This is a genomic window from Ralstonia sp. UNC404CL21Col (assembly GCF_000620465.1).
Lineage (GTDB): Bacteria > Pseudomonadota > Gammaproteobacteria > Burkholderiales > Burkholderiaceae > Ralstonia > Ralstonia flatus.
Genome location: NZ_JIBE01000003.1, coordinates 937,057 through 960,962 on the forward strand (window position 1 = coordinate 937,057; position 23,906 = coordinate 960,962).

Genomic DNA, 23,906 nt, shown 5'->3' on the forward strand with positions numbered 1-23,906 from the left:
GGAGAGGCCGTCCGCACCGCACAAGTCTCCTTTTGGGTGTGGCCATGCCCCTCCCCGAATCCCCGTCAGGCGCGGCGTTACAATCGACGCATCCTTTCTGCTGCTGGAAAACACGCCATGTCCGCCACCGAACTCGCTTTCCTCCAGACCTATCGCCAGCGCCGTGAGCGCGTCGCGCAGTGGCTGCGCACGGCATCGGGCGGTAGTGGCGGGGTCGCCATCGTGCCGACCGCACCCGAAGCGATGCGCAACCGCGACAGCGACTACCCCTACCGGCACGACAGCTACTTCTATTACCTGACCGGCTTTACCGAGCCCGAAGCGGTGCTCGCCATCGTGGTACCCGCGGGCAACGCGCCGGCGCGCAGCGTGCTGTTCTGCCGCCCCAAGCATGAAGAACGCGAAATCTGGGACGGCTTCCGCTTCGGCCCGGAAGCCGCGAAGGACGCCTTCGGGCTGGACGAGGGGCACTCCGTGGAAGACATCGACGCGACGCTGCCGAAGCTGCTCGCCAACGCCGGTGCCATGGCGTATCCGCTGGCCGAGAGCAGCGCCTTCGACCGCCGCATGCGCCGCTGGCTCGATGCGGTGCGCATGCAAGGCCGCGCGGGGGTGTCGTCGCCGCACCAGGCGTTGGACGTGCGCGCCATCCTTGACGAGATGCGGCTGTTCAAGGACCCGAGCGAACTCGACATCATGCGTCGCGCCGGCCGCATCTCCGCCGGAGCGCACGTGCGCGCCATGCAGGCCTCGCGTGCCGGCTTGCGTGAATACCATCTCGAAGCCGAACTGCTGTACGAATTCCGCCGCCATGGCGCGCAAAGCGTCGCCTACAACTCCATCGTCGCCACGGGCCCGAACGCCTGCGTGCTGCACTACCGCGCCGGCAACGCCGAACTGCGCGATGGCGATCTCTGCCTGATCGATGCCGGCTGCGAGCTGGACGGCTACGCGTCGGACATCACGCGCACCTTCCCCGTCAATGGCCGCTTTACCGGCCCGCAACGCGAACTGTATGAGCTTGTGGTTGCGGCGCAGGAAGCGGCCCTTGCCGAAACGCGCCCGGGCGTGCCTTACAACGTACCGCACGATGCTGCCACGCGCGTGCTGGCGCAAGGCATGCTCGACGCCGGCCTGCTCGACGCCAACAAGGTCGGCACCCTCGATGACGTGATCGCCGGCGGCCAATACCGTCAGTTCTACATGCACCGCACCGGCCACTGGCTCGGCATGGACGTGCACGACGTGGGCGAATACCGCACGCCCGGCACCGCCGCCCCGGCCGAAGGCGAACGCCCGTGGCGCCCGCTGGAAGCCGGCATGGTGCTGACCGTCGAACCCGGCATCTACGTGCGCCCCGCGCCCGGCGTGCCGGAACAGTATTGGCACATCGGCATCCGCATCGAAGACGACGCCATCGTCACGCCGCAAGGCTGCGAAATCATCACGCGCGACGTGCCCGTGGCCCCGGACGAAATCGAACTGGTGATGCGGAGCCAGGCATGACCGACAGCCTCACAGCGAACAGCGCGGCGCCGGACTTCGACGTCGCCATCGTCGGCGCGGGGCCTGTCGGGCTGGCGCTGGCGAACTGGCTGCTGCGCGACACCGACTGGCGCATCGCCCTGTTCGATGCGCGCGATGCCGAAGCCGCCGCGCGCGACCCGCGCGCGCTGGCCCTGTCGCACGGCTCGCGCGTGCTGCTGCAGGAGATTGGCGGCTGGCCCACGCGCGCCACGCCCATCACGCACATCCACGTCTCGCAGCGCGGCCACTTCGGGCAGGCGCATATCCGCCGCGAAGACTACGACGTCCCCGCGCTCGGCCACGTCGTCCAATACGGCGACCTGAGCGCCGCGCTCAACGCCGCACTCGCCACGCTGATGGCGCGTTACCCGAACCGCCTCACCCGCTACGACCACACGCCCGTGGAGCGCGTCGAACAACTGCCGCGCGCCGACGGTACGGTCGCCCCGGCACGGGTACGCGCGCTACGCGAAGGGCGTCATCCGCTGGCCGTCGAAACCGAAGTCGTCATCCAGGCCGAAGGCGGGTTGTTCGACGACGCACGCAAGCAGCAACGCAGCATCGCCCAGGCGCGCCGGCGCGATTACGGCCAGACCGCCATCGTCGCGCACGTGCGCTGCAGCGCCCCGCTGGACGGCTGGGCATGGGAGCGTTTCACGCCCGAAGGCCCGCTCGCCTTGCTGCCGCAGGATGACGCGCAAGGTCCTGGCTACGCGCTCGTCTGGTGCTGTGCGCCCCACGAAGCGCGCCGACGCGCAGCGTTGCCAGACGACGCCTTCCTCGCCGAACTGGGCGCTGCCTTTGGCGAGCGCATGGGCCGCTTCACGCACGCCAGCCCGCGCCACACGTTCGCGCTCGGGCTGCACGCACAGCGCATTCCGGTCGACCGCCGCGTCGCTGCCATCGGCAATGCGGCGCAGACGATCCACCCCGTGGCGGGCCAGGGCTTCAACCTCGGCCTGCGCGATGCGTTCGAAATGGCGCGCGCGCTCCGGGATGGGGCAACGGCGGCCACCCTCGCCCGTTTCGCCCGCGAACGCGCGTTTGACCGCGCCGTCACCATCGGCCTGACCGATTTGCTGCCACGTGCGTTTGCCGTGCCCGGCCGGCCCTTTGGCCACCTGCGCGGCGCCGCGCTCACGCTGCTGGAATGCCTGCCGCCGCTCAAGCACGGCCTGGCCCGGCAGATGATGTTCGGGCAGCGAGGCTGACGGATGGCGCTTGCCGAAGTCAGCGCTGCAGGCGATCGCCAGCAGATCACCGTGGTGGGCGCCGGCATTGTCGGCACGGCCTGTGCGCTGCAGTTGCAGCGGGAGGGCCACCACGTCACGCTGCTCGATCAGGCGGGCATTGGCGAAGGCTGCTCGTTCGGCAACGCCGGCTGCCTGAGCGTGGCGTCGGTCGTGCCGATGGCGCTGCCGGGCATGCTGAAGCAGGTGCCCAAATGGCTGGCCGATCCGATGGGCCCGCTGACGGTCCGCTGGCCCTATCTGCCGCGCGCGCTGCCGTGGCTGCTGCAATGGGTGCTTGCGGGCAACGAAGCGCAGGCCCGTGCGACGGCGCAGCCGCTGGCGAGTCTCTTCAGCGCGACCTTCCCCGGCTATCGCAACCTGCTCGACGCCGCGCAATATGACGACCTGATCCGCCAGACGGGCCACTTGTATGTGTGGCGCACGCTGGCGCGTTCGTCGGGCGATGTGCTGGCGCAATCCATTCGCGATGCGACGGGCGTGCGCTCGCAAGCCCTGAGCGGCGGTGAAGCACGCGAACTGGAGCCTGCACTGGCCGCCGACATCCAGTCCGGTCTGCTGCTGCCCGACAACGGCTTCACGATCAACCCGGAACGGCTCGTCAAAACGCTGGCAGCCAACTTCATGGCCGCGGGTGGCACCTTCCTGCGCCGCAAGGTGCTGGACGTGGAGTTCGGCCGCAGCGACTACGGCGGCCCGACGCGGCTGCACAGCGATTGCGGCACGCTGCCGGTGTCGAAACTGGTGCTGTGCGCCGGCGCGTGGTCGATGCGGCTGGGCGCGAAACTCACCAGCATCCGCATTCCGCTAGACACCGAACGCGGCTATCACGCCACGCTGCGCGCCCCTACCATCCAGCCCTCCCGGCCGATCATGGATTGCGAGCGCAAGTTCATCGCCACGCCCATGGAAGGCGGCTTGCGCATTGCCGGCACCGTGGAGATCGGCGGGTTGGACGCGCCGCCCGACTACCGCCGCGCCCGCATCCTCATGCAACAGGGCCAGCAGCTCTTCCCGGCCCTCAGATTCTCGGATGACAGCCAATGGATGGGCCATCGCCCCTCGTTGCCCGACAGCCTGCCCGTCATCGACCGCTCGGAGCGCTACCGCAACGTGTTCTTCGCGTTCGGGCACGGCCATCTGGGCATGACGGGCGCGCCCGGCACCGCCCGACTCATGGCCGATCTGCTCAGCGAGCGCACGCCTTTCATCGACGCCCGCCCTTACGGCCTGCAACGGTTCCGCTAGCGCCAGCCAAGGCAAGAACCTGGCCGCCGATCGCACTGCCGCATAGTTTGTGCACAACATTTAGGCAATCCGGCGGTTTGGCGGTAAAATCCCGTCCTCGCATTTTTCACTCCCGTCGCTCCGCCCGATCGTCATCCGACGCTGGGCGGAAGGGGTGATTTTTCGTTTCTTTCAGCCGCTTCTTCCTCGCCAGCCTTGCAGATCGGACCGCATACCCTTCGCAACAACCTGTTCGTCGCCCCCATGGCGGGTGTGACGGACCGCCCGTTCCGCCAGCTCTGCAAGCGGCTGGGCGCGGGCTATGCGGTGTCCGAGATGGTCGCGTCCAACGCGCAGCTCTGGAAGAGCGAGAAGACCATGCGGCGCGCCAACCACACGGGCGAGGTCGAACCGATTGCGGTGCAGATTGCCGGCGCCGAGCCGATGATGATGGCCGAAGCCGCACGCTACAACGTCGATCGCGGCGCGCAGATCATCGACATCAACATGGGCTGCCCGGCCAAGAAGGTGTGCAACGTGGCTGCCGGTTCTGCCCTGCTGCAGAACGAGCCGCTGGTCCAGCGCATTGTCGAGGCCGTGGTCGGCGCAGTTGGCGATCGCGTGCCGGTGACGCTGAAAATCCGCACCGGTTGGGACCGCGAACACCGCAACGCATTAAGCGTGGCGCGCATTGCACAGGACGCGGGCATCAGCATGCTGACCGTGCACGGCCGTACGCGCGCCGACCTGTATCACGGTGAAGCGGAATACGACACCATCGCCGCGGTCAAGGCGTCGGTGCGCATTCCGGTGGTGGCCAACGGCGATATCACCACGCCGGCCAAGGCCAAGCACGTGCTGGCCGTGACCGGCGCCGACGCCATCATGATCGGCCGCGCGGCGCAGGGGCGCCCGTGGCTGTTCCGCGAGATTTCCCACTTCCTGCAGACCGGCACGCTGCTGCCCGCGCCGGAAGTGGAAGAGATTCGCGGCATCATGAACGCGCATCTGGAAGAGCACTACGCGTTCTATGGCGAATACACCGGCGTGCGCACCGCGCGCAAGCACATCGCCTGGTACACGCGCGGGTTGGCGGGGGCCAACCTGTTCCGCCACCGCATGAACACCATCGAGGACACCGCGGCCCAGCTGGCCGCTGTCAATGCGTTCTTCGACGAGCAGCGTGCGCTGTCCGACCGTCTGGTCTACGAAGACCAGGCGACCGGTGGCGACCACCCCACGACGGGCAACAACGACAACAACAAGGAACTGCTTGCCGCATGAGCCGCAACCCGATCGAACGTTGCATCCGCGACAGCCTGGATGCGTATTACCGTGACCTGGACGGCGAGAACCCGTCCAACGTCTACGACATGGTGCTGCAGGCCATTGAACGGCCGCTGCTGGAAACCGTGATGGAATGGGCTTCCAACAACCAGTCGCAGGCGGCCGACTACCTCGGCATCAACCGCAACACGCTGCGCAAGAAGTTGCAGCAGCACGGCCTCATCTGAGGTTGCGGGCCGGCCTTTGAACCGATTTCCTTTCTGACGGCGCCTCCTGCCAGTTCGGCAAACCCAGCGCCACACCCGCCCACCGGCGTTTCCACCATGATCCAGCAAGCCCTGCTTTCCGTTTCCGACAAGACCGGCATCGTCGACTTTGCCCGTGCCCTGCACGAGCGCGGCGTCAAGCTCCTCTCCACCGGCGGCACCGCCAAGCTGCTCGCCGAGTCCGGCCTGCCCGTGACGGAAGTGGCGGACTACACCGGCTTTCCGGAAATGCTCGACGGCCGCGTCAAGACGCTGCACCCCAAGGTGCACGGCGGCATCCTGGCCCGCCGCGACCTGCCTGAGCACATGGCCGCGCTGTCCGAACACAGCATCCCGACCATCGACCTGCTGGTGGTGAACCTGTACCCGTTCCAGCAGACGGTGGCCAAGGACGAATGCACACTGGCCGACGCCATCGAGAACATCGACATCGGCGGCCCGACCATGCTGCGCTCGGCGGCCAAGAACCATCGCGACGTGACGGTCATCGTTGACCCGGCCGACTACGCCACCGTGCTGGCCGAAATGCAGGCCAACAACAACACGGTCGGCTACGAAACCAACTTCATGCTGGCCAAGAAGGTGTTCGCGCACACCGCGCAGTACGACGGCGCCATCACGAATTACCTGACGAGCCTCGGCGCCGACAAGTCGCACAGCACGCGCAGCGCCTATCCGCAAACGCTGAACCTGGCCTTCGACAAGGTGCAGGAGATGCGTTACGGCGAGAACCCGCACCAGTCCGCCGCGTTCTACCGCGACCTGAAGGCCGTCGACGGCGCGCTCGCCAACTACACGCAACTGCAAGGCAAGGAGCTGTCGTACAACAACATCGCCGACGCTGATGCCGCGTGGGAATGCGTGAAGTCGTTCGACCCGGCCAAGGGCGCCGCGTGCGTCATCATCAAGCACGCCAACCCCTGCGGCGTGGCCATTGGCGGCACCGCGCAGGAAGCGTATGAGAAGGCCTTCAAGACCGACTCGACCTCGGCCTTCGGCGGCATCATCGCCTTCAACGTGCCGCTGGATGAAGCGGCTGCACAGGTGGTGGCCAAGCAGTTCGTGGAAGTGCTGATCGCCCCGGGCTTCTCGGAAGGCGCACGGGCGGTGTTCGCCGCCAAGCAGAACGTGCGCGTGCTGGAGATTCCGCTAGGCAAGGGCGTAAATGCGTACGACTTCAAGCGCGTGGGCGGCGGCCTGCTGGTGCAAAGTCCGGACGCCAAGAACGTGCAGCCGAGCGAGCTGCGCGTGGTGACCAAGCGCCACCCGACCCCGAAGGAAATGGACGACCTGATGTTCGCCTGGCGCGTCGCCAAGTTCGTCAAGTCGAACGCCATCGTGTTCTGCGGCAGCGGCATGACGCTAGGCGTGGGCGCCGGCCAGATGAGCCGTGTGGACTCGGCCCGGATCGCGAGCATCAAGGCGCAGAACGCCGGCCTGACGCTGGCCGGTTCGGCTGTGGCGTCGGATGCGTTCTTCCCGTTCCGCGATGGCCTGGATGTGGTGGTCGACGCTGGCGCCTCGTGCGTGATCCAGCCGGGCGGCTCGGTGCGCGACGATGAAGTGATCGCCGCCGCCGACGAGCGCAACGTGGCGATGATCTTCACCGGCACCCGCCACTTCCGCCACTAATCGGCACGGTCGTTCGACCGATCAGCGGGGCAAGGCGTAGACTGGCGCCTGCCCCGTTTTTCTTTTCTGCTCCGCTCCATTTCATGCGCATCCTCGGCATCGATCCCGGCCTTCGCACCACGGGCTTCGGCGTGCTCGAACGGCACGGCCACAAGCTCGTCTACGTGGCCTCGGGCACGATCAAGAGCAACGGCAATGCCGACCTGCCCAGCCGTCTGAAGACGCTATATGACGGCGTCTCCGAACTGGTGAGCACCTACCGGCCGGACTGCGCTTCCATCGAAAAGGTGTTCGTCAACGTCAACCCGCAGTCGACGCTGCTGCTCGGCCAGGCCCGCGGCGCGGTGATCTGCGGCCTGATGAGCGGCAACCTGCCCGTGTTCGAATACACCGCGCTGCAACTGAAGCAGGCGGTGGTCGGCTACGGCCGCGCCAACAAGGACCAGGTGCAGGAGATGGTCGTACGCCTGCTCAACCTCGAAGGCAAGCCGGGCGCCGATGCGTCCGACGCGCTGGGCGTGGCGATCTGCCATGCGCACGGCGGCGAAACGCTGGCCGCCATGGCCGGGCTGGCGCCGCAGCTTACGCAAAAGGGCCTACGCGTGCGACGCGGGCGCCTCGTCGGCTGACAGGATTCTTAAAGACGGCCGGTAGCTGCTTGAACACACGGCGACTACCATGCGGGATATCCGTCTTCAGGAGCCTCCGATGCTGTGCCGTCTCATCCTGCTGAGCCCGTTCGTTTTGAGTGCCTCCCTGGCCTTGTCGGCCTGCCGGCTGGAATACCACCACGGTGGCGGCAACGGCGGTGGCAACACGACGCCTATCGCCACGGTGCAGGTGATCGGCCATCGCGGTGCCTCCGCATTGCGGCCGGAGCACACGCTGGCCTCTTACCAGAAAGCCATCGACGACGGCGCCGACATCATCGAGCCGGATCTAGTCTCCACCAAAGACGGCGTGCTGGTTGCGCGCCACGAGAACGAAATCTCCGGCACGACGAACGTGGCCGACGTGGCAGCATTTGCCGGCCGCAAGACCACCAAGACGATCGACGGCCAGAGCGTCACCGGCTGGTTCACCGAGGACTTCACGCTTGGTGAATTGAAAACGCTGCGCGCACGCGAGCGCATCCCCAGCATCCGCCCCGACAACGTCGCCTACAACGACCAGTTCGACATCCCAACGCTCGACGAGATCATCGCGCTGGCCCGGGACCAATCCGCCAGGCTCGGCCGCAACATCGGCATCTATCCCGAGACGAAACATCCGACGTACTTCCAGTCGATCGGTCTGCCGCTCGAAGACAGGCTGATCGACGGCCTGCGCCGCGACGCCTTCACGGCCAGCCGGACGACGGTCTACATCCAGTCGTTCGAGGTGGCCAATCTCAAGGCGATCCGCAACAAGATCGGCAACAGCCAGCCGAACTGGAAGCTCGTGCAGCTGATGGGCACATCCGCACGACAGCCCTACGACTTTGTGGTTGCCAAAGACCGCCGCACCTTCGGCGACATGATGACGAGCCAGGGCATGCGCGACATCGCCGCGTACGCCAACGGCGTCGGCCCGGACAAGAGCAGCATCATGGGCCTCGACGCGAACGGCAAGCTGACCGATCCGACCGACTTGATCCGCAACGCGCACAACGCTGGGCTGGTCGTTCATCCGTACACCTTCCGCCCGGAGAACACCTTCCTGCCGCCGTCGCTGCGCAGCGGTGCCGATAACACGCGCAACGTCAACGGCTCGATCGCGGAGATCCAGACATTCCTGCGCGCGGGCGTCGATGGCTTCTTTACCGATGATCCGGCGGTGGGACGGCAAGCCGTGTCAACCTTCAAGCGCTAGTTGTTGCGCATCGGAACCGTAGCGCGCGGCTGCCCCTGGATCGGCCGCGCGGTAGGTTTCGGCTACACTGCGTCCCGTTTTGGAGGAGGAACCCCACCCATGATCGGACGCATCGCCGGGACGCTGATCGAAAAGAACCCGCCGCACCTGCTGGTCGATTGCCACGGCGTCGGCTACGAGATCGACGTGCCGATGAGCACGTTCTACAACCTGCCCGCCACCGGCGAAAAGGTCGTGCTGCTGACCCAGCAGATCGTGCGTGAGGACGCCCATCTGCTCTACGGATTCGGCACCGCCGCCGAGCGTGAAACCTTCCGCCAGCTCATCAAGATTTCCGGCATCGGCGCGCGCATTGCGCTGGCGGTGCTGTCGGGTATGTCGGTAGCCGAACTCGCGCAGGCCGTCACGCTGCAGGAAGCCGGGCGGCTGACGCGCATCCCGGGGATCGGCAAGAAGACGGCCGAGCGCCTGCTGCTCGAACTCAAGGGCAAGCTGGGCGCCGACCTCGGTGCCGTGCCGGGCGGCCCGGCCGTCTCGGACGACGCGGTCGACGTGCTCAACGCCTTGCTGGCGCTGGGGTATTCCGACAAGGAAGCGGCGTTCGCCATCAAGCAGGTGCCGGCCGGCACGGGCGTATCCGAGGGGATCAAGCTGGCGCTCAAGGCGCTGTCCAAGGGCTGACGCCTCGGCGCGGCAAGACGGTAGAATGGCCTGCTCGCGCCTTCCCGGCGCCGTCTGCCCGTCATGATCGAAACCGACAAGCTCGCCGCCAAGGCTGTCTCTGCTGAGCGCATCATCTCAGCCTCCCCCGCCTCCCCCAACGAGGAGGCGTTCGAGCGCGCGCTGCGCCCCAAGCTGCTCGACGAATATGTCGGCCAGGAAAAGGTGCGCGGCCAGCTCGACATCTTCATGACCGCGGCCAAGAACCGCAGCGAAGCGCTGGACCATGTGCTGCTGTTCGGCCCGCCGGGTCTCGGCAAGACGACGCTGGCGCACATCATCGCGCGCGAAATGGGCGTCAACCTGCGCCAGACTTCCGGCCCCGTGCTGGAGCGCCCGGGCGACCTGGCCGCGCTGCTGACGAATCTCGAAGCCAACGACGTCCTCTTCATCGACGAGATTCATCGGCTCTCGCCCGTGGTGGAAGAAATCCTGTACCCGGCGCTGGAGGACTACCAGATCGACATCATGATCGGCGAGGGCCCGGCGGCGCGCTCGGTCAAGCTCGATCTGCAGCCGTTCACACTGGTGGGGGCCACCACGCGGGCCGGCATGCTGACCAACCCGTTGCGCGACCGCTTCGGGATCGTCGCGCGGCTGGAGTTCTATACGCCGGCCGAACTGGCGAAGATCGTCACGCGCTCGTCGGGCCTGCTGAACGCCCATATCGTCGACGAAGGTGCGCTGGAAATCGCCAAGCGCTCGCGCGGCACGCCGCGTATCGCCAACCGCCTGCTGCGCCGCGTGCGCGACTACGCCGAGGTCAAGGCCGACGGCGTCATCACGCGCGAAGTCGCCGATGCCGCGCTGGCGATGCTCGATGTGGATGCCGTCGGCTTCGACCTGATGGATCGCAAGCTGCTCGAAGCGATCCTGCACAAGTTCAACGGCGGGCCGGTCGGTATCGACAACCTGGCGGCAGCCATCGGCGAAGAGCGCGACACGATTGAAGACGTGCTTGAGCCCTACCTGATCCAGCAGGGCTACCTGCAGCGCACGCCGCGCGGGCGGGTGGCCACGGCTTCTGCGTACCAGCACTTCGGGCTGGGCGCACCCAAGAGCGGCCCGGTCCCGGACCTCTGGGACGACAACAACAACTGACGAGCCGCCGCCATGACCGTCCAAAGTCCGCCGCGCAACTTCCGCTACTACGACTTCGTCATGGCCGCCTTCGTCACGGTGCTGCTGTGCTCGAACCTGATCGGTGCGGCCAAGGCGGCGCAGGTCACGCTGCCGATCATTGGGCCGGTGACGTTTGGCGCGGGCGTGCTGTTCTTCCCGATCTCGTACATCTTTGGCGACATCCTCACCGAGGTGTACGGCTACGGACGCGACCGGCGCGTGGTGTGGGCGGGTTTTGCTGCGCTCATCTTCGCGTCCTTCATGTCGCTGGTGGTGCTAGCGCTACCGGTGGCGCCGTTCATGGCCGGTTATCAGAAGAGCCTGAACGACGTGTTCGGCAACACGCCGCGCATCGTGGCGGGGTCGCTCATCGCATTCTGGTGCGGCAGCTTTGCCAACAGCTACACGCTGGCGAAGATGAAGATCGCGACGGAAGGGAAATGGCTGTGGACGCGCATCGTCGGGTCCACGGTGGTGGGCGAGGCAGTCGATTCGTCGCTGTTCTACGTGATCGCCTTCTACGGCATCTGGCCGCACGAACAGGTGCTGCGCGTGGCCATCGCGCAGTACATCCTCAAGACCGGCTGGGAAATCGTCGCAACGCCACTCACCTACCGCGTCGTCGCGTTCCTGAAGCGCGCCGAGAACGAGGATTACTACGACCGCGATACCGACTTCACGCCGTTCCGGCTGAAGGTGTAGCGCGTTCAGGGAACGCGGCGGTCCACCTCGTCGAGCACCAGCAAATCGAGGTGCGCGACATCGCCCCACTGCAGCACGGTCAACTGATGACCGTCGGATGAAAGCCGGTTGATGCTCGCGTTGCGCAGCTCATGCCGGCGTGGCTCCGTGAGCGTCATGGCGTTGGCGTGGCGATACAGGCAATCCAGCACGCCGCCGTGGCTGACCAGCGCGATGCGCTCACCGGGGTGACGGCGAATCAGGCGCAACGCAGTCTCGACAGCGCGTTCATGGAATGCAGTGAGCGTCTCGCCGCCGGGCGGCGCAAATTCCGGCACGCGGTTTTGCCAGGCATCAAACTCCGCCGGATGCTGGGCGGCAACTTCAGCGTACGTCAGGCCTTCGAATTCGCCGTAGCAGCGCTCGCGCAAGCCCGCGTCATCCCGCACCGTCACACCCACTTCATCTGCAAGCGCCTGCGCCGTCTGCCTGGCGCGCGACAGATCGCTCGCATAGACCGCATCGAACTGCTCGCGCGCGAGTGCCTTGCCCAACTGCGCAGCCTGCTCCAGCCCCTGTGTGTTCAGCGGCACGTCGAGCTGGCCTTGCAGCCGGCGCTCACGGTTCCAGTCGGTCTCGCCGTGGCGGATGAGCACGATGTGCGTGATCTGCGGCATCGGCAGGGGGATGGCGGCGGCGCGTGGCATCTCAGGGTTCCTGGACGGATCAGACAGATTTGGCCGCTTCCGGCGTGGCAGTTTTGGCAACAGCTGCAGCGGCTTGCGGCGCAATCTGCAGCCAGAACGTGACCGGACCATCGTTGACGAGCGACACCTTCATGTCGGCGCCAAACTCGCCCGTCGCCACGATGGGATGCTGGGCACGCGCGCGCGCCACGAAGTGTTCGTACAGGCGGCGGCCATCTTCCGGCGCGGCGGCAGGCGTAAAACTCGGCCGCGTGCCGGACTTGGTATCGGCCGCCAGCGTGAACTGCGATACGACCAGCAATCCGCCCGCCTGCCCGTTGCCGTCGATGTTGCGCACGGGCAGGTTCATCTTGCCTTGCGCGTCGGAGAACACGCGATAGTTCAGCAGCTTCTCGAGCAGACGATCGGCCTCGGCGGCGGTGTCCCCGCGTTCGGCACAGACCAGTGCGAGCAAACCCGGGCCGATCTCGCCGACGACGCGGCCGTCCACACGGACCGCCGCCTCGGACACACGCTGGATCAGCCCGATCACTTCAGCACCACGCGCGCAAAGCGACGCTTGCCGACCTGCATCACGAACGTGCCGGCGTCGATCTTCAGGGCCTTATCGCTGATGACAGTGCCGTCGATCTTCACGCCGCCCTGCTCGATGTTGCGGTTGGCGTCCGACGTGGACGGGCAGAGCCCAGCCTGCTTCAGCAGTTGTGCAATACCCAGTGGTGCGCCCGACAGCTCGATCTGCGGAATGTCGTCCGGCACACCGCCGCGTGCGCGGTGGTTGAAATCTTCCAATGCGCGCTCGGCATCGGCCTGGCTGTGGAAGCGGGCAACGATCTCCTGCGCCAGCATCACCTTGCAATCGCGCGGGTTGCGGCCCAGGGCGATCTCTTGCTTCATCAGATCGATCTCGGCCAGCGGGCGGAATGACAGCAGCGTGTAGTACGTCCACATCAGGTCGTCGGAAATGCTCATCAGCTTGCCGAACATTTCGTTCGGCGCCTCGCTGATGCCGACGTAGTTGCCCTTGGACTTGGACATCTTCTCGACGCCGTCTATGCCCACCAGCAGCGGCATCGTCAGGATGCACTGCGGCTCCTGGCCGTATTCCTTCTGCAGTTCGCGGCCGACCAGCAAGTTGAACTTCTGGTCGGTGCCGCCCAGCTCCAGATCCGATTTGAGCGCGACCGAGTCGTAGCCCTGCATCAGCGGGTAGAGAAATTCGTGCACCGAGATCGGCACGCCGGCCTTGTAGCGCTTGGTGAAATCGTCGCGCTCCATCATGCGGGCGACGGTGTACTTGGCGGCGAGCTGGATAATGCCGCGCGCGCCCAGCGGGTCGCACCATTCGCTGTTGTAGCGGATCTCGGTCTTGCTCGGGTCCAGCACCATGCTGGCCTGGCGGTAGTACGTCTGCGCGTTGGCCTCGATCTGCTCGCGCGTCAGCGGCGGGCGCGTGGCGTTGCGGCCGGACGGGTCGCCAATCGTCGAGGTGAAATCGCCGATCAGGAAAATCACCTGATGCCCCAGATCCTGCAGCTGGCGCATCTTGTTGAGCACCACGGTGTGGCCGATGTGGATATCGGGCGCCGTCGGGTCCAGGCCCAGCTTGATGCGCAGCGGTACGCCGGTGGCAGCGCTCTTGGCCAGCTTCTGCTCCCACTCGGCCGCGATCAGCAGTTCGTCGCAGCCGCGCAGCGACACTTCCATCGCGTGCGCCACCTCCGGGGTGACCGGATACTTGGGTTTGCCCGGCGTGGCGTTGTCGGAAGCGGCGGAAGTGGCAGATGCAGTCATGGCAAAAGGAAAGGTCACCGCGCCGCACATGGAAAACGGCGCGAACGGATCAACAATCAGGGAAACGGTGCGTGCGCGATGACCGACATCGATTCAGGCGTGCCGGCCGCGCAATCCCGCGATTTTACCGTGATGTGTCCATTTGGCCCGGCATTGCGCTGGTAAGCTGTCGCGCATGAGCCATCCCAACCACACCGCACTCCCCGCCGATCGCTACATCGGCCTGATGTCGGGCACCAGTCTGGACGGCGTCGACGGCGTGCTGGCGGACTTTTCCGGCGAACACCCGGTCGTCCTCGCCGACGCCTACGTGCCTTTCTCGCCCGAACTCCGCCAGCGCTTTCTGGACCTGCAACACGCCGGCCACGACGAAATCCATCGCGAAGCGCTGGCCGCCAACGCGCTGGCCGACGTCTATGCCGAATGCGTTGCCAAGCTGCTTGTCGCCGCCGGCCTGGTCGCGCGCGACGTGCAGGCCATCGGCGCGCACGGACAGACGATCCGTCATCAGCCCGGCGCGCATGACGGCATCGGCTACACCCGCCAGAGCCAGCACCCTGCGGTGTTGGCCGAACGCACCGGCATCGACGTCGTTGCCGATTTCCGCAGCCGCGACATCGCCGCCGGGGGCCAAGGGGCGCCGCTCGTACCGGCGGTGCATCGCGCGCTGTTCGGTCTGCCGGATGCATGGCGCGTGGTGTGCAACATTGGCGGCATCGCCAATCTCACCGTCTTGCCGCCGCAGGCTTTGGACACGCGCGACGCCGTGCTCGGCTTCGATTGCGGCCCGGGTAACGCGCTGATGGACTATTGGGTCCATACGCACCGCGACACCCGCTACGACGCCGACGGCGCCTGGGCCCGCACCGGACGCATCGACGAAACCCTGCTCACGCGTCTGAAGGCCGAGCCGTTTTTTGCGGCGCCACCGCCCAAAAGCACCGGCCGCGACCTGTTCAACCCGGCGTGGCTGCAACAAACCCTCGGCGATGCGTTGAGCGCCGCCCGCCCCGAAGATGTTCAAGCCACGCTGCTCGCACTCACCGCTGACACCATCACCGATGCCGTACGTGCCCATGCGCCACAGGCGGAATCGCTGTTGATCTGCGGCGGCGGTGCTCGCAATGGCGCTCTGATGGCACGTATCGCGCAGCAATTGCCACGCGTGCGGGTCGCGCCGACCGATGACTTCGGCGTGCCCGCGCATCAGGTCGAGGCATTGGCCTTCGCTTGGCTCGCGCGACAGTGCGTGCTACGCGCCCACGGCAACCTGCACACCGCGACCGGCGCATCGGGTGGCCGCATCCTCGGCGCGATCTACGCGGCCTGAGCACCCCTGCAGGCAACAAAAAAGCGCACCGAAGTGCGCTTTTTCTTTTACAGCGATGCGGCGTCAGACCGAGAACGACGAGCCGCAACCACACGTGGTCGACGCATTCGGGTTCTTGATGACGAACTGTGCGCCGTTGATGTCTTCCTTGTAGTCGATCTCGGCACCCACCAAGTACTGGTAGCTCATCGAGTCGATCAAGAGCGACACGCCATTCTTGGTCATGGTCGTATCGTCTTCGTTGGTCTCTTCGTCAAAGGTGAAGCCGTACTGGAAGCCCGAGCACCCGCCGCCTTGCACGAACACGCGCAGCTTCAACTCCGGGTTGCCTTCTTCTTCAATCAGTTGCTTGACCTTGTCCGCAGCGCTGTCGGTAAAGACCAGCGGAGCCGGAACCTCGTTCACATCGGGCGTGGCTGCCTGCGCGACTGCGTTCATGAAAATCTCCTGTGGGAACGTCTGAAACTTGCCTGTATTTTAAGCGCAAGCTGCAAATCGTGCCGAAGCCCCGCGTTTCAAGTGGGCATTGTGCGGTGCGCCAGCAACGGCCAGCGCGGGATGTGATCAATCCTGATTGGATGCCAGCTTGAGGTTGGGCAGCAACTTCACATCGCCGGGCGCTGCGTGCGTCAGCGTGCCCATGACGACGGCACCCTGGTGCATTTCCAGCGCCGCATATTGGACGTTGCCCTCGATGCGCGCCTTCGGCTGCAACTCGAGCAACTCCGCAACATGCACGGGGCCGACCACCGTGCCGTTCAAGATCAGGTGCCCGACGTGGACTTCACCTTCCACGCGTGCGCTGTCGGTAATCACCAACATGCTCGGCTTGTCCGGATCGCCGTAGATGTTGCCTTTGATCTCGCCGTCGATCCGCAGACCGCCCGAGAAGCGCAAATCCCCCTCCAGCTTGGTGCGGGCGCCAAGTAGCGTTTCAATCGCCAGCCCTTTCTTTTTGCCAAACAGCATCGTCGACTCCTCTGTGTACGGATCCTCGACAGGACAGCGCCCGTCAGATGGAAAAACTCTGGCTCGCTTTGATCTTGCCGTTCTGCAGCACCTTCACCATCACCGATTGCACCGTGGTACCGGGAGGCACGTCCACCCAGCCTTCGAGGCGCTGGTAGTGCGTGAGTTTGACGCGGGCACTGGCGGCGGGTGATCCGCTGGCCGCTGAACCCGGGAAATCGATCGTAGCAGGTTTGCCACCTTGCACCACGTTCAGCGTGAGCGCCAATTGCCCCTCGAATTCTGAGACCGGTGCGAAGGCCTTGCCGCCGCCCTGCATCAGCAGAACCCGGAAGCGCATGCGCGTCGGTTGCGCCTCGTCCGGTGCGATGCGGAAGCTGCGCACGTAAATCCCGGCGGAATTGGTGGGCGCAGGCAAGAGACTGTCAAAGAAGGCCAGATCCTCCTTCAACTGTGCGTTTTCAGTCTCCAGCGCCTTGAGTTGCTCGGCCATCTGCGCCTGGGCGCCTTCGGCGATACCCAGACGGGCATCCACCGTGCCGGCAGATGCAGCGAGCTTGTCTCGCTCGGCCTGCACGGCGGCCAACTTGGCGGTCAGCTCGCGGTTCATGGCGCGCAAATCGGCATCGTGCGGACCAGTCAGGCGGCGCCCTTCTTCAAAGGCCCACAGCGCGGCAGCCGCCGCGAGCCCAAATACCACCGCAATCAGCAACACCGTGACGGGCCAAGGCAGGCGCGAACGTACAGTGACGTTCGGGGCAAGCACGGAAGCGCGACGCAACAAGCGACGCGCCTTCATGCGCCCGCCTCCTGACTCGCGTTGCGAATCAGAATCGGATTAGGAGAAACAGCGGATTGCATCATACGGACTGAACGCTAACGAAATGTGAATTGTAGTCCCGCCGACATGTCGGAGCTGTTGCAAAGGGTAAGCAAGGCGCTGAAAACATCACACCGTTTGGTTCGAACGCTCCAAAACAAAAAACCACACCCGAGGGTGTGGTTCTTTGCTGAAGCAGCAGGAAGCAGATTAACGCTTCGAGAACTGCTTGGCGCGGCGGGCCTTGCGCAGACCAACCTTCTTACGCTCGACTTCCCGTGCATCGCGCGTCACCAGACCGGCCTTCGACAGGGCGGGCTTGAGCGTTGCATCGTAGTCGATCAGGGCGCGGGTGATACCGTGACGCACGGCACCGGCTTGGCCGGTTTCACCGCCGCCAACCACGTTCACCTTGATGTCGAACGTAGCTGCGTGGTTGGTCAGTTCCAGCGGCTGACGCACGATCATCAGCGAGGTTTCACGAGCAAAGTACTCGTTGATGGCCTTGCCGTTGACGATGATGTCGCCCTTGCCGGACTTGATGAAGACACGTGCCACAGCGCTCTTGCGGCGGCCTGTGCCATAGTTCCAGTTTCCGATCATGGATTAGGCCCCTTAGATTTCCAGCGCTTTCGGCTGCTGAGCTTCGTGCGGATGCGAGCCTTCGGCGTAAACCTTCAGCTTCTTGATCATCGCGTAGCCCAGCGGACCCTTCGGCAGCATGCCCTTCACAGCCTTCTCCAGGGCGCGGCCCGGGAAACGCTGCTGCATCTTGCCAAACGTCGTTTCGTAGATACCGCCCGGGTAACCCGAGTGGCGATAGTACTTCTTGTCGGTCGTCTTGGCGCCCGTCACACGCAGCTTGGCTGCGTTGATAACGATGATGAAATCGCCGGTATCGACGTGCGGAGTGAATTCGGGCTTGTGCTTGCCGCGCAGTCGGTGTGCCACTTCGCTGGCGACACGCCCGAGGACCTTGTCCGTCGCGTCAATCACGTACCAATCGCGCTTCACCTCATGGGGCTTTGCGGAAAAGGTCTTCATGATTTTTCCAAATATTGAGTCAGTGCCCGAGTGGACCCGTATCGTGCTGAGAACTTGCGTTCAGACTGCTCACGAACGGATCGTCTTGCGGACGCCTGCGCAACCTCATGCGAGGTCATCGCCGGCCCGCCTTCCCGCTTGTTGGTGCGGGCTCTCTGGATTTCTTTTCCGCGGGCAATCCGGAAAAGATTTCGATTGTACCCCGCAGAGACCCCTTGACACAAGAAAAATGGCGCGCCTGAGGCCACGGGGCGAAAAAAAACCCAAGCCATCAAGCTTGGGTTTGAATCCACCAAAGGAGGAGGGTGGAGGAGACACCTGCTGATCGTTGACTTGGTGGGTTGCACCGCATCAGCCGATCCAATGGTGCAAATTATACCCAGTTCTGGGGCACGCGCAAGGGAATTTGCACTACGAAATCGCATTTCGTAATGCGGAATATGAATCGCATGACCGATAAGCGGATATTTTCATTTAAAATCAATACCTTGCGAAAAATTCAGATCCACCGATCTGGTGCGCGCTAGAGACATCCCTCGAATTCTCGCGCGATTTGGGTGCAGAAAAGGCGGGTTGCACCTTTTCACGCGGGTATCACTGTCAAGCCGCGTTCACCCTAGGATGGCAACGCGGGCGCGGGCCGGTGGCTACAATGTGGCTTTTCGTCGGCGCTGGCCGACGTTCTGCACAAGGATTGGACATGGACTGCACAGTGAGCTGGACCGGCCCGGACGGCATGGCGTTTTTGGCGGAAACCGGCAGCGGCCATCTCGTCACGATGGATGGCGCGCCAGACGGCGGCGGCCGCAATCTGGCACCGCGCCCGATGGAAATGGTCTTGCTGGGCACCGGCGGCTGCACCGCTTATGACGTGGTGCTGATCCTCAAACGCGGTCGCCAGGACGTACAGGGCTGCAGCGTCAAGCTGCACGCCGACCGCGCCGACACCGACCCGAAGGTCTTCACGCGCATCCACTTCACCTTCACGGTGACGGGGCGCAACCTGAAGCGGGAAACGGTGGAGCGCGCCGTGCAGCTCTCGCACGAGAAGTATTGCTCGGCGTCGATCATGCTGGCCAAGACGGCCGAGATCACACACTCATTGGAACTGGTGGACCTGGCCAACCAGCCGACGGCATCGGAATAAGAAGCGAAGCGGACCGATAAGCCGGATTCTGTGCGCCGCGTGGCCGAAACCAGCGGCGTGACAACCATTCCTCTAGACCGGCTGTTGCCAGCCGGCTCAAGCTCCCTACCCGCAGACTCAGCGAGCCGCTTCATCGCCTGCTTACTTGGGATTGCTCCGGGTGGAGGTTACCGCGTTTCACCCTTCGCCCTGGCCGAAGCCTGGGCGAAGACTCGTCTCTGTGGCCCTATTCCGCACGTCACCGTGGATGGTCGTTAGCCATCACCCTGCTCTATGGAGTCCGGACTTTCCTCCCCTTCCGCTCGCACGAGGCGGCGGAAGCAGCGGTTGTCTGGTCCGCTTCGCGAGGCGCGAGTCTAGCACTGTTCAGGTACGACGCGCCGCCGGCCCGGGCGAAAGACTGTCGTGTCCAGATAGAAGCCGGCGTCTTCGTTGGCATCGCACCAACCCGGGATGCCCATGACCGGCAACGGGCGGAAATGGTGCGGCGCGAGATCGGCGTGCAGCAGCGTCTCGGCCAGCAGAGCGTCGAGCGAAGAGTGGTCCGCCGGCAACGCGGCCACCTGCACCGGCCACGCATGCGCAGTGATCGACTTGTAAGGCGCGACCAGCTTCTCCAAGACTGCATGGCCGAACGGCAGAACCGCGCACGTGGCGCCCCACGCTGCCCTGCCCTCAACGAACAGGCCGCGCCAGTCGAACGCGGTCAGGCAGCGCTCCGGCGCGTCTTCGGTGTGCACGAAGATCAGGGCGTTTTCGTCGAACAGCGTGGCGGCATCGCGAACGGTGCCGCGTGCCGCGCCAATCCCGTCCTGCGTAATCGCCCGCGCTTGGCGCGCGTTGAGCGCTGCCTTCGCACGCGGCCAATGCAGCCAGATCAGGGCGTTGAAAAAGTCGTGGAGATTGTCCCGCGTCGGCACCCCGCCGGTGGCGGCGATGTGTGCTTCGTAAGCGGCGCCGGCCGGCAGTGCATCTTGCGGGACGAAGCGCAGCGCATGACCGCTGCACGTGCAGATGGCTTGTGCCGCCGGCTGCGCGTTCAGCGCGTCGCGAAGATCGGCGCCCCGTGAGATTGCGTCTGCAAGCGGCGCGCCGATTGCAGCGAGCGGTGCGAACGCCGGATGGCCCCAGTCGATCGCACCGAGATCAGCGGCCAGCAACTCAGACAGACTTCCAGCGCAGCATCTCGCCGCCGCGCAACGGCACCAGCGTCTGCTCGCCGAACGGGACTTCGGCGGGAAGCTGCCATTGCGAGCGCGTGAGCGTCAGCGTGCCAGCATTGCGCGGCAGGCCATAGAAATCCGGCCCGTGGAGGCTCGCGAAACCTTCGAGCTTGTCGAGTGCGTTGGCGTCTTCAAAGGCCTCGGCGTACAGCTCCATGGCGTGCAGCGCGGTGTAGCAGCCGGCGCAACCGCAGGCGTGTTCCTTGACGCCCTTGGCGTGCGGCGCGCTGTCGGTACCGAGGAAGAAGCGCGGGTGGCCCGAGGTGGCCGCGGCCACCAGCGCCAAGCGGTGTGTTTCGCGCTTGAGCACCGGCAGGCAGTAGTAATGCGGGCGGATGCCGCCGACAAACAGGGCGTTGCGGTTGTACAGCAGATGATGCGCGGTGATGGTCGCACCGACCGGGCCTTCCGCATCGCGCACGTATTCGGCCGCGTGCTTGGTGGTGATGTGCTCGAACACGACCTTCAGCGCAGGGAAGTCGCGGCGCAGCGGCAGCATCACGGTGTCGATGAAGACGGCCTCGCGATCGAAGATGTCGACGGTCGGGTCGGTCACCTCGCCGTGCACGAGCAGCGGCATGCCGACTTCCTGCATGGCTTCGAGCGTCTTGGCGCAGCGGCGCAGGTCCGTCACGCCGGCATCGCTGTTGGTGGTGGCGCCGGCCGGATACAGCTTCACGCCATGAATGAAACCGCTGGCGCGGGCCTCGCGGATGACTTCCGGCGACGTGTTGTCGGTCAGGTACAGCGTCATCAGCGGCTCAAACTGCGTGCCGGCCGGCAGCGCGGCGAGAATGCGCTCGCGGTAGGCGCGTGCCTGGGCGGTGGTCGTCACCGGCGGCTTGAGGTTGGGCATGATGATCGCCCGGCCGAACTGGCGCGCGGTGTCGCCCACCACATCGGCAAGCGCATCGCCGTCGCGCAGGTGCAGGTGCCAGTCATCGGGGCGGACGATCGTAAGAGTGTCGGTCATGGTGCGTGCGGAAGCGGTCAGCAAAAACGTGAATCAGAGAATGAGGATGACGCGGTAGTCGTTGACATTGGTGCGCGTCGGGCCGGTGACGATCAGGTCATCGGCGGCGGCAAAGAAACCGTAGGCGTCGTGTGCGTCGAGCGCGGCGCGGGCGCCGACACCCTTGACCGCAGCCCGGGCGATGGATTCGGGGTCGAGCAGCGCACCCGCATTGTCCTCCGATCCGTCGATGCCGTCTGTATCGGCGGCGAGCGCATAGACGTTGCCCATGTCTTCGAGCGTGACGCCGAGCGAGAGCAGGAACTCAGCGCAGCGCCCGCCACGGCCACCGGTCCAGCCTGGCGGAATCGTCACTGTGCATTCGCCGCCGGAGATGAGCGCCACCGGCGCCACAAACGGCGTGCCGTGCTGGCGGACCTGCCGCGCCAGCGCGCCGTATACCTGGGCGACCTCGCGCGCCTCGCCGGTCACCGTATCGCCGAGGATGGCCGTTCGGATGCCGCGCGTCGCAAATACCTGCGCGCCGGCTTGGAGGCTTTGTTGCGCAGTGGCGATAACGTGATTGGCCACGCGTGTAAAGCAGGCGTCGCCGGGCTTGGGTGTTTCGGCAATCTCGCCGCGTGCGCCGCGTTCGAGATGCGCGCGCACGGTATCGGGTATCTGGGCGCCCCAGCGCTTGAGGATGGCCAGTGCATCTGCGTAGGTGCTCGCATCCGGCACGGTCGGGCCGCTGGCAATGGCGCTCGGGTCGTCGCCCGCCACGTCCGAGACGATGAGCGTCGTGACCGGCGCGCGCGATGCGGCGGCAAGCCGCCCGCCCTGAATGCGCGACAGATGCTTGCGCACGATATTCATGTCGGTGATCGGCGCACCGCAGCGCAGCAACTCGCGCGTCACGGCTTTCAGGTCGGCCATCGGGATGCCCTCGGCGGGCAGGGACAGCAGGCTCGAGCCGCCACCTGAAACGAGCACGATCAGGCGGTCACTCTCGGTCAGCGCACAGACGCGATCCAGGATTTCCTGCGCGGCCTGCTCACCCGCCTCGTCTGGCACCGGATGTCCGGCTTCGATAACCCGGATGTGCTCGGTCGGCAGGCCATGCGCATAACGCGTGACGACCAGGCCTTCGATCTGTGCGCGGCCGGCATAGGCCTGTTCGACCGCCAGCGCCATCGACGCAGCCGCCTTGCCGGTGCCGACCACGAGCGTCTTGCCCCCGGCATGCGGCGGGGGGAGGAAGTCAGCGACGATCTTCAGCGGGTCGGCCGCGCCCACGGCGGCGGCGTAGCTCTCCAGCAGGAGGGCACGGGCGGCGGTGCGATCAAGCTTCATGGGAAGGGCTTCCGGTTAAGGCAGTTGGGACGCACCGCGACGGGCGGCGTGCAGCGTGTGCGCAACGGCTTGCAGGCGAGTGCGGCGCCGTGAAGACGAAGGCGCTTGGCACCCCCGGCGGCCGGCTGGATAATGTCTATTTTATTGCATCCGACTTTTCCCCCACCATGTGCCAGCTGCTGGGCATGAACTGCGCCGAACCGACCGATGTGACGTTCTCGTTCACCGGGTTCGCCGCGCGCGGTGGCGTAACCGACCACCATGCCGACGGCTTCGGTGTCGCCTTCTTCGAAGACAAGGCGTGCCGCCTGTTCATCGACAATCAGTCGGCCGGCACCTCGCCGGTGGCGGAGCTGGTCAAGCGCTACCCGATCAAGTCCAAGAACGTCATCTCGCACATCCGCAAGGCGACGCAAGGCACGGTGCGGCTGGAAAACTGCCACCCCTTCATGCGCGAGCTGTGGGGCCGGCACTGGATCTTTGCCCACAACGGCGATCTGAAGAACTTCTCGCCGTTCCTTTCGGGCGTCTACCAGCCCGTGGGCGATACCGACAGCGAACTCGCCTTCTGCTTCATCATGCAGGCACTCCGCAAGCGCTTTCCGGGTTCGCAGCCGCCGCTCAATGAGCTGTTCTACGCGCTGTCCGATATCACCAAGGAAATCACCCGCTACGGCGTGTTCAATTTCCTGCTGTGCAACGGGCAGGCGCAGTTCGCCCATTGCTCCACGCGGCTGTATTACATCGTGCGGCAATGGCCGTTCTCGACGGCGCATTTGATCGACGCCGACATGACGATCGACTTCGCCAAATACACCACGCCGGCCGATCGCGTAGCCGTCATCGCCACCGCGCCGCTCACCGACAACGAAGTCTGGACGCAATTCGTGCCGGGCGAACTGCTGATGTTCGAATCGGGCCAGGCGACGATGGCGACCAAGGTGCCGATTCCGGAAGCCGTGCAGATCGCGAACGCAGCGAACACCGCCTGCACCTGAGGCCGC

The 23,906-nt window shown here is 65.3% G+C and carries 25 protein-coding genes and 1 other RNA gene; 14 read left to right on the forward strand and 12 right to left on the reverse strand.

Going from position 1 to position 23,906, the window contains the following annotated elements; all coding sequences use genetic code 11:
* Positions 1 to 117: 117 nt before the first annotated feature.
* The 11 genes from N511_RS0104465 (at position 118) to N511_RS0104515 (ending at position 11,584) form a co-directional block, all read left to right on the forward strand.
* The gene (locus tag N511_RS0104465) at positions 118 to 1,506 is read left to right on the forward strand and encodes an aminopeptidase P N-terminal domain-containing protein (protein ID WP_027678196.1); all 1,389 of its coding nucleotides are present in this window, start codon (positions 118 to 120) and stop codon (positions 1,504 to 1,506) included.
* Complete coding sequence (locus N511_RS0104470; protein ID WP_027678197.1) at positions 1,503 to 2,738, forward strand: UbiH/UbiF/VisC/COQ6 family ubiquinone biosynthesis hydroxylase; 1,236 nt, start codon at positions 1,503 to 1,505, stop codon at positions 2,736 to 2,738. The genes N511_RS0104465 and N511_RS0104470 overlap by 4 nt, the downstream gene beginning before the upstream one ends.
* Before the next feature lie 3 nt (positions 2,739 to 2,741).
* Positions 2,742 to 4,025, forward strand: coding sequence for an NAD(P)/FAD-dependent oxidoreductase (locus N511_RS0104475; protein ID WP_027678198.1), 1,284 nt, complete (start codon positions 2,742 to 2,744; stop codon positions 4,023 to 4,025).
* Positions 4,026 to 4,220: 195 nt separating this feature from the next.
* Positions 4,221 to 5,288: a tRNA dihydrouridine synthase DusB gene (gene dusB / locus N511_RS0104480; protein ID WP_027678199.1), complete on the forward strand. Its 1,068-nt coding sequence runs from the start codon at positions 4,221 to 4,223 to the stop codon at positions 5,286 to 5,288.
* A complete protein-coding gene (locus N511_RS0104485) occupies positions 5,285 to 5,518 on the forward strand; it encodes a Fis family transcriptional regulator (RefSeq protein ID WP_004635563.1) in 234 nt (77 codons plus the stop codon). Before dusB ends, N511_RS0104485 begins: the two co-directional genes overlap by 4 nt.
* Positions 5,519 to 5,614: 96 nt before the next feature.
* The gene (gene purH / locus N511_RS0104490) at positions 5,615 to 7,189 is read left to right on the forward strand and encodes a bifunctional phosphoribosylaminoimidazolecarboxamide formyltransferase/IMP cyclohydrolase (protein WP_027678200.1); all 1,575 of its coding nucleotides are present in this window, start codon (positions 5,615 to 5,617) and stop codon (positions 7,187 to 7,189) included.
* Between the two features lie 83 nt (positions 7,190 to 7,272).
* Positions 7,273 to 7,818 (forward strand): crossover junction endodeoxyribonuclease RuvC, encoded by a 546-nt coding sequence (ruvC, locus tag N511_RS0104495; protein ID WP_027678201.1) that lies wholly within the window; start codon positions 7,273 to 7,275, stop codon positions 7,816 to 7,818.
* 79 nt (positions 7,819 to 7,897) lie between these two features.
* Positions 7,898 to 9,040, forward strand: a complete 1,143-nt coding sequence (locus N511_RS0104500; RefSeq protein WP_027678202.1) for a glycerophosphodiester phosphodiesterase — start codon at positions 7,898 to 7,900, stop codon at positions 9,038 to 9,040.
* A 99-nt stretch (positions 9,041 to 9,139) separates the two neighbouring features.
* A complete protein-coding gene (ruvA, locus tag N511_RS0104505) occupies positions 9,140 to 9,721 on the forward strand; it encodes a Holliday junction branch migration protein RuvA (protein ID WP_027678203.1) in 582 nt (193 codons plus the stop codon).
* Between the two features lie 63 nt (positions 9,722 to 9,784).
* Positions 9,785 to 10,861 (forward strand): Holliday junction branch migration DNA helicase RuvB, encoded by a 1,077-nt coding sequence (gene ruvB / locus N511_RS0104510; RefSeq protein WP_027678204.1) that lies wholly within the window; start codon positions 9,785 to 9,787, stop codon positions 10,859 to 10,861.
* 12 nt (positions 10,862 to 10,873) lie between these two features.
* Positions 10,874 to 11,584 (forward strand): queuosine precursor transporter, encoded by a 711-nt coding sequence (locus N511_RS0104515; protein ID WP_027678205.1) that lies wholly within the window; start codon positions 10,874 to 10,876, stop codon positions 11,582 to 11,584.
* A 5-nt stretch (positions 11,585 to 11,589) separates the two neighbouring features.
* On the opposite strand, the gene N511_RS0104520 is transcribed toward N511_RS0104515, so the two are convergent.
* From N511_RS0104520 to tyrS, 3 genes are read right to left on the reverse strand one after another with little or no spacing between them, the layout of a single operon-like run.
* On the reverse strand, positions 11,590 to 12,270 hold the full coding sequence (locus tag N511_RS0104520) for a histidine phosphatase family protein (RefSeq protein ID WP_027678206.1): 681 nt from the start codon (positions 12,268 to 12,270) through the stop codon (positions 11,590 to 11,592).
* Positions 12,271 to 12,289: 19 nt separating this feature from the next.
* The gene (dtd, locus tag N511_RS0104525; RefSeq protein WP_027678207.1) at positions 12,290 to 12,802 is read right to left on the reverse strand and encodes a D-aminoacyl-tRNA deacylase; all 513 of its coding nucleotides are present in this window, start codon (positions 12,800 to 12,802) and stop codon (positions 12,290 to 12,292) included.
* Positions 12,799 to 14,064, reverse strand: coding sequence for a tyrosine--tRNA ligase (gene tyrS, locus N511_RS0104530; RefSeq protein ID WP_027678208.1), 1,266 nt, complete (start codon positions 14,062 to 14,064; stop codon positions 12,799 to 12,801). The genes dtd and tyrS overlap by 4 nt, the downstream gene beginning before the upstream one ends.
* 175 nt (positions 14,065 to 14,239) lie before the next feature.
* On the opposite strand from tyrS, the gene N511_RS0104535 reads away from it, so the two are divergent.
* Positions 14,240 to 15,394, forward strand: coding sequence for an anhydro-N-acetylmuramic acid kinase (locus N511_RS0104535; RefSeq protein WP_027678209.1), 1,155 nt, complete (start codon positions 14,240 to 14,242; stop codon positions 15,392 to 15,394).
* Between the two features lie 63 nt (positions 15,395 to 15,457).
* On the opposite strand, the gene erpA is transcribed toward N511_RS0104535, so the two are convergent.
* The 5 genes from erpA to rplM form a co-directional block, all read right to left on the reverse strand.
* A complete protein-coding gene (gene erpA, locus N511_RS0104540) occupies positions 15,458 to 15,832 on the reverse strand; it encodes an iron-sulfur cluster insertion protein ErpA (protein WP_004633183.1) in 375 nt (124 codons plus the stop codon).
* Between the two features lie 126 nt (positions 15,833 to 15,958).
* The gene (locus N511_RS0104545) at positions 15,959 to 16,363 is read right to left on the reverse strand and encodes a bactofilin family protein (protein ID WP_012761179.1); all 405 of its coding nucleotides are present in this window, start codon (positions 16,361 to 16,363) and stop codon (positions 15,959 to 15,961) included.
* Positions 16,364 to 16,406: 43 nt separating this feature from the next.
* Complete coding sequence (locus N511_RS0104550; protein WP_027678210.1) at positions 16,407 to 17,162, reverse strand: DUF6776 family protein; 756 nt, start codon at positions 17,160 to 17,162, stop codon at positions 16,407 to 16,409.
* 231 nt (positions 17,163 to 17,393) lie between these two features.
* Positions 17,394 to 17,786 (reverse strand): 30S ribosomal protein S9, encoded by a 393-nt coding sequence (rpsI, locus tag N511_RS0104555; protein WP_004633190.1) that lies wholly within the window; start codon positions 17,784 to 17,786, stop codon positions 17,394 to 17,396.
* Positions 17,787 to 17,798: 12 nt separating this feature from the next.
* Positions 17,799 to 18,227, reverse strand: a complete 429-nt coding sequence (gene rplM, locus N511_RS0104560) for a 50S ribosomal protein L13 (RefSeq protein WP_009239122.1) — start codon at positions 18,225 to 18,227, stop codon at positions 17,799 to 17,801.
* Between the two features lie 700 nt (positions 18,228 to 18,927).
* Here rplM and N511_RS0104565 point away from each other — a divergent pair.
* Positions 18,928 to 19,374, forward strand: a complete 447-nt coding sequence (locus N511_RS0104565) for an OsmC family protein (protein WP_027678211.1) — start codon at positions 18,928 to 18,930, stop codon at positions 19,372 to 19,374.
* 1 nt (position 19,375) lies between these two features.
* Here the strand turns inward: N511_RS0104565 and rnpB are convergent.
* The 4 genes from rnpB to N511_RS0104580 form a co-directional block, all read right to left on the reverse strand.
* An RNA gene (gene rnpB, locus N511_RS24550) (RNase P RNA component class A) lies at positions 19,376 to 19,717 on the reverse strand.
* A 13-nt stretch (positions 19,718 to 19,730) separates the two neighbouring features.
* Entirely contained in the window at positions 19,731 to 20,531 is an 801-nt protein-coding gene (locus N511_RS0104570; protein WP_027678212.1) for a DUF3025 domain-containing protein, read from the reverse strand.
* 4 nt (positions 20,532 to 20,535) lie between these two features.
* Complete coding sequence (gene pyrC / locus N511_RS0104575; protein ID WP_004633200.1) at positions 20,536 to 21,570, reverse strand: dihydroorotase; 1,035 nt, start codon at positions 21,568 to 21,570, stop codon at positions 20,536 to 20,538.
* A 33-nt stretch (positions 21,571 to 21,603) separates the two neighbouring features.
* A complete protein-coding gene (locus N511_RS0104580) occupies positions 21,604 to 22,902 on the reverse strand; it encodes a glycerate kinase type-2 family protein (RefSeq protein ID WP_027678213.1) in 1,299 nt (432 codons plus the stop codon).
* Between the two features lie 167 nt (positions 22,903 to 23,069).
* On the opposite strand from N511_RS0104580, the gene N511_RS0104585 reads away from it, so the two are divergent.
* Positions 23,070 to 23,900 carry a class II glutamine amidotransferase gene (locus N511_RS0104585; protein ID WP_024976643.1) on the forward strand — a complete coding sequence of 277 codons (831 nt, stop codon included), beginning with the start codon at positions 23,070 to 23,072 and terminating at the stop codon, positions 23,898 to 23,900.
* The last annotated feature ends 6 nt before the right edge of the window (positions 23,901 to 23,906 follow it).

Coding starts and splice junctions, on each gene's coding strand:
- N511_RS0104465 (WP_027678196.1), top strand. CDS start 118: ATGTCCGCCACCGAACTCGCTTTCCTCCAGACCTATCGCCAGCGCCGT.
- N511_RS0104470 (WP_027678197.1), top strand. CDS start 1,503: ATGACCGACAGCCTCACAGCGAACAGCGCGGCGCCGGACTTCGACGTC.
- N511_RS0104475 (WP_027678198.1), top strand. CDS start 2,742: ATGGCGCTTGCCGAAGTCAGCGCTGCAGGCGATCGCCAGCAGATCACC.
- N511_RS0104485 (WP_004635563.1), top strand. CDS start 5,285: ATGAGCCGCAACCCGATCGAACGTTGCATCCGCGACAGCCTGGATGCG.
- purH (WP_027678200.1), top strand. CDS start 5,615: ATGATCCAGCAAGCCCTGCTTTCCGTTTCCGACAAGACCGGCATCGTC.
- ruvC (WP_027678201.1), top strand. CDS start 7,273: ATGCGCATCCTCGGCATCGATCCCGGCCTTCGCACCACGGGCTTCGGC.
- N511_RS0104500 (WP_027678202.1), top strand. CDS start 7,898: ATGCTGTGCCGTCTCATCCTGCTGAGCCCGTTCGTTTTGAGTGCCTCC.
- ruvA (WP_027678203.1), top strand. CDS start 9,140: ATGATCGGACGCATCGCCGGGACGCTGATCGAAAAGAACCCGCCGCAC.
- ruvB (WP_027678204.1), top strand. CDS start 9,785: ATGATCGAAACCGACAAGCTCGCCGCCAAGGCTGTCTCTGCTGAGCGC.
- N511_RS0104515 (WP_027678205.1), top strand. CDS start 10,874: ATGACCGTCCAAAGTCCGCCGCGCAACTTCCGCTACTACGACTTCGTC.
- N511_RS0104520 (WP_027678206.1), bottom strand. CDS start 12,270: ATGCCACGCGCCGCCGCCATCCCCCTGCCGATGCCGCAGATCACGCAC.
- tyrS (WP_027678208.1), bottom strand. CDS start 14,064: ATGACTGCATCTGCCACTTCCGCCGCTTCCGACAACGCCACGCCGGGC.
- N511_RS0104535 (WP_027678209.1), top strand. CDS start 14,240: ATGAGCCATCCCAACCACACCGCACTCCCCGCCGATCGCTACATCGGC.
- erpA (WP_004633183.1), bottom strand. CDS start 15,832: ATGAACGCAGTCGCGCAGGCAGCCACGCCCGATGTGAACGAGGTTCCG.
- N511_RS0104545 (WP_012761179.1), bottom strand. CDS start 16,363: ATGCTGTTTGGCAAAAAGAAAGGGCTGGCGATTGAAACGCTACTTGGC.
- N511_RS0104550 (WP_027678210.1), bottom strand. CDS start 17,162: ATGAAGGCGCGTCGCTTGTTGCGTCGCGCTTCCGTGCTTGCCCCGAAC.
- rpsI (WP_004633190.1), bottom strand. CDS start 17,786: ATGATCGGAAACTGGAACTATGGCACAGGCCGCCGCAAGAGCGCTGTG.
- rplM (WP_009239122.1), bottom strand. CDS start 18,227: ATGAAGACCTTTTCCGCAAAGCCCCATGAGGTGAAGCGCGATTGGTAC.
- N511_RS0104565 (WP_027678211.1), top strand. CDS start 18,928: ATGGACTGCACAGTGAGCTGGACCGGCCCGGACGGCATGGCGTTTTTG.
- pyrC (WP_004633200.1), bottom strand. CDS start 21,570: ATGACCGACACTCTTACGATCGTCCGCCCCGATGACTGGCACCTGCAC.
- N511_RS0104580 (WP_027678213.1), bottom strand. CDS start 22,902: ATGAAGCTTGATCGCACCGCCGCCCGTGCCCTCCTGCTGGAGAGCTAC.
- N511_RS0104585 (WP_024976643.1), top strand. CDS start 23,070: ATGTGCCAGCTGCTGGGCATGAACTGCGCCGAACCGACCGATGTGACG.